Here is a 13,870-nt window from a genome sequence, read left to right as displayed (position 1 = left end):
CTAGAGCGCCTCAGCGCCCGAAATGATTTCAATCAGTTCGCTGGTGATCACAGCCTGACGCGAGCGGTTGTACTCGATTGTCAGTTTGTCGATCATCTCACCCGCGTTGCGGGTCGCGTTGTCCATCGCGCTCATACGGGCACCTTGTTCGGATGCACCGTTTTCCAGCAGCGCCGAGAAGATCTGAGTGGCCACACCACGGGGCAGCAGATCGGCCAAGATGGCCTCTTCGCTGGGCTCGTAGTCATATTCAGCCGCCAGACCGTCCGCGTCGTCGCCTGCCTCATAAGAGGCCGGAATGATCTGCTGCGCGGTTGGCACCTGGGTCACAACGTTGACAAACCCCGAGTAGAAGAGTGTCGCAACGTCGAATTCCCCGGCATCAAAACGCGTCAGAACGTCTTTGGCGATGTCCTGCGCATTGGCATATCCAACAGCCTTAAGGCCAGTCAGATCCACGTGCCCAACGAACAGGTCCCCAAAGTCACGCTTCAGCGCGTCGCGGCCTTTTTTGCCAACAGTCAGCATTTTGACTGTTTTGCCTTCGGCCTTGAGCGCGTTTGCCTTTTGGCGCGCGAGCTTCGAGATATTGGAGTTGAAGCCACCGCAGAGGCCGCGTTCCGCTGTGAGAACGACCAGAAGATGAACCTGATCGCTGCCGGTGCCCGAAATCAGTTTGGGCGCGGTATCGCTGCCGCCAACCGAAGCCGCCAGCCCCGCCATAACGGCATTGAACCGCTTGGCATAGGGACGTGCGTCTTCAGCAGCTTCCTGGGCGCGGCGAAGTTTCGCCGCGGCCACCATTTGCATGGCTTTTGTGATCTTCCGAGTGTTTTTCACACTCTGGATCCGGTTTTTAAGGTCCTTGAGAGAAGGCATGTCCTACTCTCTCCTTATGCGAAGTCAGCTGCGAATTCGTCGAGAACAGCCTTCATCTTTTCAATGGGCTCACCCTTCTTGAACTTCGGATCTTCAGTTTGGATCCAGTCCAGGAAGTCAGCTTTCTTGGTGCGCAGGAAGGTCAGCAGCTCAGCTTCAAAGCGGCCAACTTCTTTCAGATCGACGTTGTCGAGGTAACCGTTGGTGCCTGCGAAGATGACGCAAACGATTTCTGCGTTGGTCAATGGTGCGTACTGTGGCTGTTTCATCAGCTCGGTCAGACGTGCGCCACGGTTCAGCAGCTGCTGTGTCGCCGCATCCAGGTCGGAACCGAACTGAGCAAACGCCGCCATCTCACGGTATTGCGCCAGCGACAGTTTCACCGGACCCGCAACCGAAGACATCGCATCGGTCTGAGCGGACGAACCAACACGCGAAACCGACAGACCGGTGTTCACAGCAGGACGGATACCTTGGTAGAACAGTTCGGTTTCCAGGAAGATCTGACCGTCGGTGATCGAGATCACGTTGGTTGGAATAAACGCAGAAACGTCGCCGCCTTGGGTTTCGATGATCGGCAGCGCGGTCAGCGAGCCAGCACCGAAGTCTTCGTTCAGTTTCGAAGACCGTTCCAGCAGACGGGAGTGAAGGTAGAAAACGTCACCAGGATAAGCTTCACGTCCGGGCGGACGACGCAGCAGCAGGGACATCTGACGATAAGCAACCGCTTGCTTGGACAGATCATCATAGACGATCAGCGCGTGGCGGCCGTTATCACGGAAGTGCTCGGCCATTGCGGTCGCGGCGTAAGGCGCCAGGAACTGCATCGGAGCCGGATCGGACGCAGTTGCGGCAACCACGATCGAATAGGCCATCGCACCGGTTTCTTCCAGCTTTTTCACCAGCTGAGCAACGGTCGAACGCTTTTGCCCAACCGCAACATATACGCAGTACAGTTTCTTGTACTCGTCGTCGCCTGCGGCTTCGTTATAGGATTTCTGGTTCAGGATCGCGTCCAGAGCAACGGCAGTTTTACCGGTCTGACGGTCACCAATGATCAGCTCACGCTGGCCACGACCGATCGGGATCATCGCGTCAACGGATTTGAGACCGGTTGCCATCGGCTCGTGAACCGATTTACGCGGGATGATGCCAGGCGCTTTGACGTCTGCAACGCCGCGCGTGTCCGAAGCGATCGGACCTTTGCCGTCTAGCGGGTTGCCCAGACCGTCAACAACGCGACCCAAGAGGCCGTCACCGGTGGGAACGTCCACGATGGAGTTGGTGCGCTTAACAGTGTCACCTTCTTTGATGTCGCGGTCTGTACCGAAAATAACAACACCAACGTTGTCGGTTTCCAGGTTCAGGGCCATGCCCATGATGCCACCGGGGAATTCAACCATCTCGCCGGCTTGGACGTTATCCAAACCGTAAACACGCGCAATACCGTCACCGACGGACAGCACGCGACCGATTTCGGCCACCTCTGCTTCTTGACCAAAATTCTTGATTTGGTCTTTCAGGATCGCAGAAATCTCTGCAGCTTGGATACCCATTTATCCGACCTCTTTCATTGCATTCTGTAGGGAGTTGAGCTTGGAGCGGATCGAACTGTCGATCATCTTCGAGCCCACTTTAACGACGAGACCGCCGATGATGCTGGCATCGACGCTTGCGTTGATTGTGACTTTCTTGCCCACGCGCTCGGCCAAGGTCTTGGCCAGTTTTTCGCTTTGGGTCTTGGTCAGCGCCTTGGCCGAAATCACCTCTGCAGTGACCTCGCCCCGGGCTTCAGCCAGACGTTCGCGCAGCGCAGCAATCAGCGCGGGCAGAACGAACAGGCGGCGTTTTTCAGCCATCAACGCCAGGGTATTGCGAACAGTGGGGTCAATCCCCATCTTGTCTGCCACAGCGGTGATCGCTGCGCCCTGCGCTTCACGGGAAATAACCGGCGAGGTGATCAGCTCGGACAGCTCTGCGCTGTCGGCCAATGCCGCGTCCAGGTCATTGATGCTGGATTCAAGGCTATCGAGCGATTTGCTCTCTTCCGCGATCTCAAAGATCGCAGTGGCATAGCGCGCGGCAATGCCTGCGGAAATCGAAGCTGGTTCGGACACGTCCACCCTTCCGATATTAGGCCCCGGTTGGCATGCAGCTGCGCGCGTCCGGGGGCGTGAGTCAGCCTCCCTGCATTAGAGAGGCATCAAAATCAGCGTGGATGTAGCAGAGCGTTACCAACCTATCAACTGCCTTAAATTCATATTTCAATTCTGCCTTTTAAACGTTTTCAATGACTTAGAAAAACTGCGACGCTTTTACCCAAGATTAACCATTGAAAAAGATCTCTGCGGGACGACATTTTTCGTGAACGCCCTAGCCGGACACGCACTAAAACTGTGCGAAGGTCGTAAAAAATGCGCTATTTCGCACGCAAACCGGGAATCAGCTATTTTCCACTTGCGTCTGTCCCTGCCCCGCATTCCAGGCCGGCTCTGGCAGCGGATTTGACAAACCTTCTAGAACCCGAATGCGGCTTGGCGTGGTGGATTTGACACGATTTCCCGATTGAGGATAGCTCTGCTTGCGCACCTCAACCAGGAATACGCCCCCCGCCATCACGGTCGGCAGCTTGCGGCCGAAGCGTTCGAACATCTTGACCGACTTCAACCAGAATCGTTTCTCGCTCGGCAACAGATGCAGGCCCGAGAAATGACTCTCCACTTCGAACTGATGACTGCGCAGCTGGCTCTCCAATTGGCCGAGCGTATAGGGTCGCCCAAAGCCAAAAGGCGTGCGATCAGAACGCACCCACAAACCGGCACGGTTTGGCACGATAAACACCGCCCGCCCACCGGGGCCGAGAACCCGCCAGCATTCTTCCAGCAACCGTGTCGGCCGCTCTGAGGTTTCCAACCCATGCAGCACCACCAAACGGTCCACATGGCCGGTTTCCAACGGCCAATTCGTCTCTTCGCACAGGACCGATACATTGGGCTGTCCGGCCGGCCATTGCATCACGCCTTGCGGGCCCGGCATCAGCGCGACAACCCGGCGGGCAGATTTTAGATAGGGACGCAATAACGGGGCGGCAAAACCAAATCCCGCCAGCGTTTCACCTTCCACATCGGGCCACAACTCCAATAGCCGCATCCGGATCGAAGCCTGTGCGGCGCGCCCCAGTTTGCTGCGATAATAGAAGTTCCTCAGATCTTGAACGTCCAGATACATTGCAGCCGCGCGCTCCTTTGGCCAAACTGAGGTTAGTTTAGCAATCCTGAGACGAATGGCCATGCCCCTAGAAATCGTAACACTGCCCTGTCGTACAGATAATTACGCCTTTTTGTTACATAATGAGCAAACTGGCGAAACCGCATTGGTAGATGCGCCGGAAACCGCCGCAATCGAGACCGCGTTGGATTCGCGGGGCTGGACCCTCGATTACATCCTGCTGACCCACCACCACACCGACCACATCGAGGCGGTTAACCCGCTCAAAGCCCGTTATCGCAGCAAAGTGATCGGCGCGTCAGCGGATGCCCATCGCCTGCCCGATCTCGACCAACAGGTCGCCGCAGGAGAGACGACCACCCTCCTTGGCGAAGAGGTTCACATCATCGATGTCTCGGGCCACACCATCGGTCACATCGCCTTTCACATTCCGGGGGCAAATGCGGTCTTTACGGCGGACAGTCTGATGGCGTTTGGATGCGGGCGGCTGTTTGAAGGCACCCATGAACAGGCCTGGACCAGCCTTTGTGCTCTTGCCACCCTGCCAGAAGAGACTATTGTTTATTCAGGGCATGAATACACTCAAGCAAACGCAAAATTTGCCCTCACAATCGAAGCAGAAAACCCGGCCCTGATACAACGTGTTGCGGACATCGACGAAGCCCGCGCCCAAGGCCGCCCAACAGTGCCCTCCGCCTTGGCACTCGAACTCGCGACCAACCCTTTCCTGAGAGCCGGTGAGCCCTCGGTTAAGGCGGCTGTTGGTATGGAAGATCAAGATGCGCTTGCCGTCTTCACCGAAGTGCGGCGCAGAAAGGATAATTTCTGAGCCAGGACGTTCCGTCACTGTAAAACCCGAGGTTTAATAACCGTAAAATGACAGAAACCTCTTGAAGACTACGCCAGATCAACCAAACTCTAACACTATGGAGACAAGGTTGAAGAAGGGTCCATTGGTTAATAGATGCCAAAAGGCACCGGATCACCATCGGACCCAGCAACCCAAGACAGAGGAGCACGCCCGTGCCTTCATTCTCGAACACGCTCGAACAGGCCATTCACGCAGCGCTGGCGCTGGCGAATGAGCGACGCCACGAATTTGCAACGCTGGAGCATTTGCTGTTGGCCCTCACGGACGAACCAGATGCCGCCCGCGTCATGCAGGCCTGTAGCGTCGACCTTGGCGAGCTTCGAAGTGCCCTGTTAGAGTTTGTGGACGAGGAACTGTCCAATCTGGTTACCAGCGTCGAAGGGTCCGAAGCCGTGCCCACCGCCGCGTTCCAGCGCGTCATCCAACGAGCCGCGATCCACGTGCAGTCTTCGGGCCGTACCGAGGTCACAGGCGCAAACGTGCTGGTGGCGATCTTTGCCGAACGCGAAAGCGATGCCGCCTACTTCCTGCAAGATCAGGAAATGACCCGTTATGACGCGGTGAATTACATCGCCCACGGCGTGGCCAAAGACCCGGCCTTTGGCGAAAACCGCACCGTCAGCGGTGCCGAAGAATTTGAAGAGGCTGAGCAAACCCCTCCGGGTGAGACGGCCGAAAAGAAAGAGAGCGCGCTGGCCAAATACTGCGTCGATCTCAACTCGAAATCACGCGACGGCGACATCGACCCGCTTATCGGCCGCTCTCACGAAGTTGAGCGCTGCATCCAGGTCCTGTGCCGTCGCCGCAAGAACAACCCGCTGCTGGTGGGTGATCCCGGCGTAGGTAAAACTGCCATCGCCGAAGGTCTGGCCCGCAAGATCGTCCAGGGCGAAGTGCCCGAGGTTCTGGCGGCCGCCACGATCTTCTCCCTCGATATGGGCGCACTTCTGGCAGGCACCCGCTACCGCGGCGATTTCGAAGAACGCCTCAAAGCGGTAGTGACCGAGCTGGAAGATCACCCCGACGGCGTTCTCTTTATTGACGAGATTCACACCGTAATCGGTGCCGGTGCCACGTCGGGCGGCGCAATGGATGCCTCCAACCTGCTGAAACCTGCCCTTCAGGGCGGCAAGCTGCGCACAATGGGCTCCACTACATATAAAGAATTCCGCCAGCACTTCGAAAAAGACCGCGCCTTGTCGCGGCGGTTCCAGAAAATCGACGTGAACGAGCCTTCGGTGGAAGATTCCATTGCCATCCTCAAAGGGTTGAAACCCTATTTCGAGGAGCACCACTCGATCAAATTCACCTCGGATGCGATCAAATCCGCCGTGGAACTGTCGTCGCGCTATATCAACGACCGCAAATTGCCGGACAAAGCCATCGACGTGATCGACGAAGCAGGCGCGGCCCAGCATCTGGTGCCCGAAAGCAAACGCCGCAAAACCATCGGCGTCAAAGAGGTCGAGGCCGTTGTGGCCAAGATCGCGCGCATTCCCCCCAAAAGCGTCTCCAAAGATGACGCCGAGGTTCTGAAAGATCTGGAAAGAAGCCTCAAACGGGTTGTGTTCGGCCAAAACGACGCCATCGATGCGCTCTCCAGCGCCATCAAACTGGCACGTGCTGGCCTGCGTGAACCTGAAAAGCCGATTGGTAACTACCTCTTTGCAGGTCCCACCGGCGTCGGCAAAACCGAAGTGGCCAAACAGCTGGCAGATCAGCTGGGTGTGGAACTGCTGCGCTTTGACATGTCCGAATATATGGAGAAACACGCGGTCTCCCGCCTGATCGGTGCTCCTCCCGGCTATGTGGGTTTTGACCAGGGTGGCCTGTTGACCGATGGCGTCGACCAGCACCCCCATTGCGTACTGCTGTTGGATGAGATCGAGAAAGCGCACCCGGACGTGTTCAACATCCTCTTGCAGGTGATGGACAACGGTCAGCTGACCGACCACAACGGGCGCACCGTGAACTTCCGCAACGTGATCTTGATCATGACATCCAACGCCGGGGCCGCCGATATGGCGAAATCCGCTGTCGGCTTTGGGCGTGACCGTCGCGAAGGCGAAGACACCGCCGCAATCGAACGCACCTTCACACCTGAATTCCGCAACCGTCTGGACGCGGTGATCTCCTTCGGCGCCCTGCCGAAAGAAGTGATCATGCAAGTGGTTGAGAAATTCGTGCTGCAACTCGAAGCGCAGCTGATGGACCGTGATGTGTCAATCGAACTGACCCGACCTGCAGCCGAATGGCTGGCCGACAAAGGCTATGATGAGAAGATGGGCGCACGTCCGCTGGGCCGCGTCATACAAGAACACATCAAAAAACCCCTGGCCGAGGAGCTGCTGTTTGGCAAGCTCACCAAAGGCGGATTGGTCAAAGTCGGCATCAAAGAGGGCAAGCTGGACCTGCGGATCGAAGGCCCGTCCAAGCCTCGTATTTCTGGCAAGAAACCACCTCTGTTGACCGCGGAATAATCCAATGAAATATGCCTTGGCTTTAGCCTGTGCAGCATCGCTCGCCTCCCCACTGGGGGCGAGCGATTTCTCTTTGGCCTGGCCGGTGGACTGCACCCTGGGTCAAGACTGCCACATCCAGCAATATGTTGACCACGACCCCGGCCCCGGCTCTCAAGATTTCCTGTGCCAGGGTCTCAGCTATGATGGTCACAAAGGCACCGATATCGCCCTGCCGACCCATGCCGAAATGCACGCTGGTATGACTGTTCTGGCGGCGGCTGCGGGTACGGTTACGGGCGTGCGCAATACCATGGCGGATGTGCTCTACTCGTCCGAGACGGCCGATGCGATCAAGGGGCGCGAATGCGGCAACGGGGTGGTGATCAAACACGCCGACGGCTGGGAGACCCAGTATTGCCATCTGAAACAGGACTCGGTCTTGGTGAAGTCAGGACAGACTGTCACGCCCGGCACTCCACTTGGGGAAATTGGCCTGTCCGGGCAGACGCAGTTCCCTCACCTTCATCTCTCGGTGCGCCACAACAACCAGGTCGTGGATCCGTTTACCTCCGCCTCGCCGGACCCATCCACCTGCCGCGCCGCCTCCGATACCCTGTGGGGCTTCGATGTGGCTTACGAACCGGGCGGCCTGCTGGCAACCGGGTTTTCTGACACAGTGCCCGACTACAGCGCCGTCAAAGCAGGCACCGCCGCGCAAACCGCCCTACCCGCCGCCGCGCAGGCCTTAGTGTTTTGGGGATATGCATATGGCGGGCGCACTGGTGACAAGCTGCACCTCAGCATCTCAGGCCCCGACGGCCCCTTTGTCACCCATACCGAGGAACTGCCCAAAGCGCAGGCCCAGTTCTACCGCGCGGCCGGACGTCGCTTGCGCACAGCGGGATGGCCCAAGGGCACCTATACCGGCACCGCTCGGCTGCTGCGCGATGGAGCCGTCGTGGATGTGATGACAACAAGGCTTACCATAAAATAGACCGGCGCTAGAAACGGCAACCGCCTTGCGCATCGCGCAAGGCCACGCCCAACCGGTGCGCTGGCCCCCATGGGGCATGCAGGCACTGGGCGGGAGCGCCCACCCTGTCAGTGGGCGGGAGCGTCCCGCCTCTTGCACAAGCACGCGGTCATTTCCGGCCCTTAGCGTTCGGTGAACTTCAACTCAATACGGCGGTTCTCGGCACGGGCTTCCGGCGTGTTGTCCGTATTCACTGGCTGGTATTCACCAAATCCATTTGCCGCCAACCGTCCGGGCGGCAAGCCGAGCCCCTCGACCATGAACCGCACCACGGACAGGGCCCGCCCCTGACTCAGCTCCCAGTTATCGGCAAATTTGGGGTGATTGATCAGCGGATCATTGTCCGTGTGCCCATCCACGCGGATGATCCAATTCAGCTCGGTTGGAATGGCCGCCGCTACACTTTGCAGGATCCGCGCGACCTTTGCGATCTCGGCGCGCCCTTCCTCGGACAGATCCGCGCTGCCTGCGTCAAACAGAACCTCTGAGGCAAAGACAAACCGGTCGCCCTGGATCTGCACGCCTTCTTGGTTGCCCAACACATCGCGCAGCCGGCCAAAGAATTCTGACCGATACCGCGCCAGATCTTCGCTTTCCGCCTCCAACGCCTCGGCCCGCAATGCCAATGCCGCCGCCTCATCCTCCAGACGTTTGCGCTCCGCCTCCTCCAACAGGCGCCGTTTACGCTCTTCCGAGGCCGCGCGCGCCAGCGCCGCATTCAAATCCTGACCAAGACTTTGCAGCTGGACCGATTGCGCCACATCGCGCGCCTCGTAATCATCCAAAAGCGCCTGCAAACTGCCAAGCTGTTCGCGCAGGGCCGAAACCTGTTGGTTCAACAGGGCCGTCTGGCGCTGCGCTTCGGTAGAGATCTCTTGTTCCTGCGCCAGGGACGCACGGGCCTGCGCCAACAGATCCGCCCTTTGCTGCGCCAGGGACCGGCTCTCGGTCGCGGCGCTTTCCGCATTTTCCTGCCCCTCAAGCGCTGCCAGCAGGCGGCTTTGCAGCAGGTCTTTGTCCTGCGCGGCGGCATTGGCCTGTTCCAGCTTTTCCAAAGCCATCAACAGACGCGCTTCCACCTCGGCGCGTTGATCTTCGGTTGAGGTCGTGCTGCGCCGCGCCGCTTCCAGATCGTTGCGCGCCTGCGCCAATTTCGCTTCCAGTCCCGCTTTTTCGCTGGCGAATGCGCGTTCGGCATCGGCCAATTCGCCGCGCAGGCTGTCGTCCAACGCAGCCGCGCGTGCCTCTGCATCGGCCAGCGCCTGCTCGTAAAAACGGGCCGCCGCATCGCGTTCCTCGCGCAGGCGGGCAATTTCCTGGTCAAAGGCGCTTTGGGTTTGCACCGATGTTTCCTGCTGCTGGGCCAGCTCGCGTTTCAATTCCTGCTGAATGCGCAAAGCCTCCGCCTGCGAAGCCGCCAATGCGCCCTGCAAAGTCGCTTGGTTCTCTGCGCTGGTGCTGCGCACCCGGTCCAGTTCAGCTTCCAAAGCGGAGACACGCGCCTCGGCCTCGGACTGGCTCACTTCCATCTGCGACAGAACCCGTGTCAGGCGTTGCGCCAGCGCATCGCGTTCCTGCGCCTGGGCGCGCGCGGCTTCCAAGGTGCTCAGCGCCTCTTCCAACTGGGCATCCAATTGCGTGCGCGCAGCCTGTGCTGCCGCCAGCAAGGTCAACGTATCCTCGGCCTCTTGCCGCTGCGCCTCTAGCGCCAGGGTCATCGCCGTCAGTTCCGCATCGGCGTTTTCCAACCGCGCCTGCAAGGCCTGCGCCGCTGCGGCCTCGGCCAGACGTGCGGTTTCTTCGGCGCTCAAACGTTCCTGTAAGTCATTGATTTCAGACGTGCGCGCCGCGCCTTCGGTCTCAAGATCTGCAACCAAAGCTTCCAGAGCTTCGCGTTGCGCCGCCGCCAGCCGTGCTGCCTCTACTTGTTCGTCAATCTCGTCGCGTGCGGTGGCAAGCGCCAGGTTCAACGCCTCCTGCGCGCTCAACAATTCACCCTGCTGGGTTTCCAGATCGTCACGTTCTGCGGTCAGGGCCGAGACCTGACGCTCCGCATCATCGCGACTGTTGATCAACGCCGCGACCTGCGCCTCAAACGCGGTTATCTGCCCGCGCGCGATCTCCAGTTCCGACGCGCGAATATCCCGTTCCGCCGAGACTTGCGCCAAGGCCACGGTGCGATCTGCCAGCTCCTGCTGGGTCTGCGTCAACAGGGCCTGCGTGGTGTTCAGGGTCGAATTCAAGGCCCCAAGCCGCGCCTGCAGCTGAGTGTTTTCCCGGTCCGAAAGCCCAAGCGCCGAGGCCAGTGCTCCCACCTCATCGGCCAGATCATCCAGCTGGGTTTCCTGGCCTGAAATCGTCTCGCGCAGAACGAACTGCACCATCATAAAGATGGTGAGAACAAACATCAAAACCAGCAACAGGCCCGTCATCGCGTCGACAAACCCGGGCCAGATCGCCCCCTGGAACCGTTGACCCGTGCGCCGTGACAGAGCCATGGTTTAGGCCCCTTCGCCCGGCGGCGGTGTTGGCCGCATCCGCGCGCGTGGATTGGCAAAGGCCTTGACCAACAGATCAATATCCTTGCGCAGCTCAGCCAGGCTTTCCTGACGACCAGCGGAAATCTCTTCGAGGATGCGCAGCATCTGCACGTCAATCGAGCGCAGGCGCATGCGGCTTTCGGCGTCGATCCCCACGTCACCCTGGGCACGCATGATCTCAACCAAGGCCTCCTGGCCGAGCGCAATCCGTTCAATGGCGCCGGATAGAGTTTCGGTACGGTCTTGTCGTTGGTTCATGTCCGAGATCACATTGATCAACGCGTCCATCTTGTGGTCCATATCCACCCGCGATTGCGCGGTGTCCATGAACATCACATTCAGCGCTTCCATCTGCTCGGCCATCGTGTCCAACACCTGGCTGACGGCACCGCCCGCGCCTTCACCGACGGAATCCTCGGACGACAGGCTCACACGGGTAAAGGACGACAGCCACTCTTCCAGCTCCCGGTAAAACCGGTTCTGACCGTGACCTGCAAACAGCTCCAGCAGCCCAACAATCAACGAGCCCGCCAGACCCAAAAGCGAGGACGCAAACGCCACGCCCATACCGCCCAGCTGCGCTTCCAGACCGCTCATCAGACGGTTGAACACCGCCAGACTTTCTTCGCCTTCCTGGGGGGCAAGGCTGCGAATGGTGTCGACCACCGCAGGCACCGTGGTCGCCAGACCATAGAACGTGCCCAAAAGTCCCAGGAAAATCAGCAGGTTGACGATGTATCGCGTGATTTCTCGGTCTTCATCGATCCGCGTGGACACCGAATCCAGAATGGATCGTGTCGACGAAGATCCCAACTGCATCCGCGCCCCGCGCGAACGCAGAAGCGAAGCCAGTGGCGCCAACATCGACGGGACTTTATCGTCCTCAAACGTCTCATCACTGGCAAACCGTTCGATCCACCGCACTGACCCGATCAGCTGCACCACCTGCCAGAAACAGGCAGTCACGCCGATCAGAAAAACAAGTAAGATAAATCCGTTCAGCCAGGGATTGGCCTCAAAGATCGGCAACACCCGCGGCAGAGCCACAAAGGCCCCGAATCCGGCAAGTCCCAGCGCGATCAACATCATGATCACCTGGCGCACGGGTTGAGAAAATTGCGGTCTCGCCTCGCGCCCATTTTGCGCCATAGGTTATGACTCCTGACACCTGTTACTGCTCGCTGTCCTCGCGCAGCCTATAGGGAAAGACTGTGAAGTGCCAAGTGTTTATCACGCATTTATGCGGTCAGTTCACGCACTCGCGCAGTGAGCCAGGTCAGATCCGTATCTTCCAATCCGATTTCCGACAAATGCTCGGCGGTGTTGTATAGGTATTCTGTATTTGGGCCCCGTCCGCCAATGGCGCGTGCGATCACTTGGGCTTGCGTTTCCAACGCCATGCCACCGCAATATTGCACGTGTTCGGGGTCCACCACATAGGTCACGGTGCGCACCCGCTCTCCGCATTCCAGCTCAACATCCAGCTCGCGCTCTACATAGGCCGAGGATATCAGCTCGCGCTCACGCAAGGCCTGCAATGTCGCGGCCTCGTGCCTCGCTTCCACCGCAAAGGCGAGGCCGGTGCAATGGGCGCTTTCGATCTCATCCAACGCCAGCACCAGGCCTGGGTTTTCTTCGGTGCCGCGATGATGGATCGACCACATGCAAAATGACCGCCCATAGCCATGCAGCGTCGCTTTGCGCGTCTCAGCCACTGGAAAGCCTGGGTTCCACAGCAGCGACCCATATCCAAAAACCCACATCGTCATGTCGTTACTGGTCCTTTTTGACCGCACCTTATAAACAGCATTTCACGGCCGCGAAAAGGGGATTGCTATGCGCAGGTTGATCAATTGGCTTGTAGTGCTCACTCTTTTATGGACTGCCTATTGGGGCATCGCGGCCTGGGCCCTGCGTGAGGGGGTGACCGCTTGGTTTGGTGAACGTGCACGCGAAGGCTGGCATGCGGAATATGACGGTGTCGAAACCGCCGGATACCCCTCCCGCCACGTGACCCGGATTGTGAACCCGGCGCTTGCCGATCCCGGCACCGGCACCGCCTGGAGCGCAGATTGGATCTCCCTCGACAGCGCCGCCGTCTCCCCCACCCAACAAGGGCTGCGCTTTCCGGCAAGCCCGCAACGGTTTTCCTATTTTGACGGCACCCTGGTTCTGGAGGCGACAGACATGCGCGCCGGCCTCGGTTTTGCACCGGGCCGCGCGCTGGCGCTGGAACATATCGACCTGCGCTCCGGCCCCTGGCAGATCTCGGATGCGGACCAGCCGCTCCTGTCTGGTCAGGCCTTTGTTCTGCGCATGGAAGAAAGCGACGCACCGCTGCGCTACCAAATGCACGGCACGATCGCGGATCTGGTGCTGACCGGCGACACCCGGCGATTGTTGTTTTCCACCAAAGGCCTGCCAGAGGCGTTTGACGCGCTGGATTTTCGCGCCACCGCGACCTTTGACACGCCCTGGGATCGCCGCGCGCTGGAACAAAGCCGCCCGCAACCACGTCACATCATTCTGGAACAGATGCATGTGCAATGGGGCCCGATGCAGATCCGCGCGGCGGGTGAATTAACGATGGACGAAGCAGGCCGCCCCACCGGCACCATCACTCTGCAGGCACAGGACTGGCAACGCATGTTATCCCTGGCCGAGGAGGCCGGCGTGCTTCCGCCCTCGCTGCGCTCCAATGTGCAGCAGGTCCTGACGTTGCTTGCCGGGCGCAGCGGTCATCCCGAACGGTTAGAGCTGCGCCTGAACTTTGCTCGCGGTCGCGTCATGCTCGGGCCCTTGCCCCTTGGCCCTGCCCCGCGCATTCTACTGCGCTGACCTCTGCTAAAGATCGCAA

Annotated in this window: 11 protein-coding genes; 4 read left to right on the top strand and 7 right to left on the bottom strand. The window is 59.2% G+C overall.

Annotated elements, in window-relative coordinates:
* The 4 genes from KMP13_RS10375 to KMP13_RS10360 all read right to left on the bottom strand — a co-directional run bounded on the left by KMP13_RS10375 (position 1) and on the right by KMP13_RS10360 (position 4,107).
* A complete protein-coding gene (locus KMP13_RS10375) occupies positions 1-879 on the bottom strand; it encodes a F0F1 ATP synthase subunit gamma (protein ID WP_215265777.1) in 879 nt (292 codons plus the stop codon).
* Between the two features lie 14 nt (positions 880-893).
* Positions 894-2,435, bottom strand: coding sequence for a F0F1 ATP synthase subunit alpha (gene atpA / locus KMP13_RS10370; protein WP_215265776.1), 1,542 nt, complete (start codon positions 2,433-2,435; stop codon positions 894-896).
* Positions 2,436-2,996 carry a F0F1 ATP synthase subunit delta gene (locus tag KMP13_RS10365; RefSeq protein WP_215265775.1) on the bottom strand — a complete coding sequence of 187 codons (561 nt, stop codon included), beginning with the start codon at positions 2,994-2,996 and terminating at the stop codon, positions 2,436-2,438.
* A gap of 325 nt (positions 2,997-3,321) precedes the next feature.
* Complete coding sequence (locus KMP13_RS10360) at positions 3,322-4,107, bottom strand: class I SAM-dependent methyltransferase (protein WP_215265774.1); 786 nt, start codon at positions 4,105-4,107, stop codon at positions 3,322-3,324.
* A 55-nt stretch (positions 4,108-4,162) separates the two neighbouring features.
* Here KMP13_RS10360 and gloB point away from each other — a divergent pair, with 55 nt between their 5' ends.
* The 3 genes from gloB to KMP13_RS10345 all read left to right on the top strand — a co-directional run bounded on the left by gloB (position 4,163) and on the right by KMP13_RS10345 (position 8,434).
* Positions 4,163-4,936, top strand: a complete 774-nt coding sequence (gene gloB / locus KMP13_RS10355) for a hydroxyacylglutathione hydrolase (RefSeq protein WP_215265773.1) — start codon at positions 4,163-4,165, stop codon at positions 4,934-4,936.
* A gap of 194 nt (positions 4,937-5,130) precedes the next feature.
* Positions 5,131-7,458, top strand: a complete 2,328-nt coding sequence (gene clpA, locus KMP13_RS10350; RefSeq protein ID WP_215265772.1) for an ATP-dependent Clp protease ATP-binding subunit ClpA — start codon at positions 5,131-5,133, stop codon at positions 7,456-7,458.
* 4 nt (positions 7,459-7,462) lie between these two features.
* Positions 7,463-8,434, top strand: a complete 972-nt coding sequence (locus KMP13_RS10345) for a M23 family metallopeptidase (RefSeq protein WP_215265771.1) — start codon at positions 7,463-7,465, stop codon at positions 8,432-8,434.
* A gap of 161 nt (positions 8,435-8,595) precedes the next feature.
* On the opposite strand, the gene KMP13_RS10340 is transcribed toward KMP13_RS10345, so the two are convergent.
* The 3 genes from KMP13_RS10340 to KMP13_RS10330 form a co-directional block, all read right to left on the bottom strand.
* Entirely contained in the window at positions 8,596-10,971 is a 2,376-nt protein-coding gene (locus KMP13_RS10340) for a peptidoglycan -binding protein (RefSeq protein WP_215265770.1), read from the bottom strand.
* A gap of 3 nt (positions 10,972-10,974) precedes the next feature.
* Complete coding sequence (locus tag KMP13_RS10335; protein ID WP_215265769.1) at positions 10,975-12,162, bottom strand: biopolymer transporter ExbB; 1,188 nt, start codon at positions 12,160-12,162, stop codon at positions 10,975-10,977.
* Positions 12,163-12,251: 89 nt separating this feature from the next.
* Positions 12,252-12,782 (bottom strand): gamma-glutamylcyclotransferase, encoded by a 531-nt coding sequence (locus KMP13_RS10330; RefSeq protein WP_215265768.1) that lies wholly within the window; start codon positions 12,780-12,782, stop codon positions 12,252-12,254.
* A gap of 67 nt (positions 12,783-12,849) precedes the next feature.
* Here KMP13_RS10330 and KMP13_RS10325 point away from each other — a divergent pair, with 67 nt between their 5' ends.
* Positions 12,850-13,851 (top strand): DUF2125 domain-containing protein, encoded by a 1,002-nt coding sequence (locus KMP13_RS10325; protein ID WP_215265767.1) that lies wholly within the window; start codon positions 12,850-12,852, stop codon positions 13,849-13,851.
* Positions 13,852-13,870: the final 19 nt, after the last annotated feature.

Source organism: Epibacterium ulvae, assembly GCF_018678075.1.
Classification (GTDB): domain Bacteria; phylum Pseudomonadota; class Alphaproteobacteria; order Rhodobacterales; family Rhodobacteraceae; genus Epibacterium; species Epibacterium ulvae_A.
The sequence above is the reverse complement of the archived record's forward strand: the minus strand, read 5'-3'. Positions and strand labels throughout refer to the sequence as shown.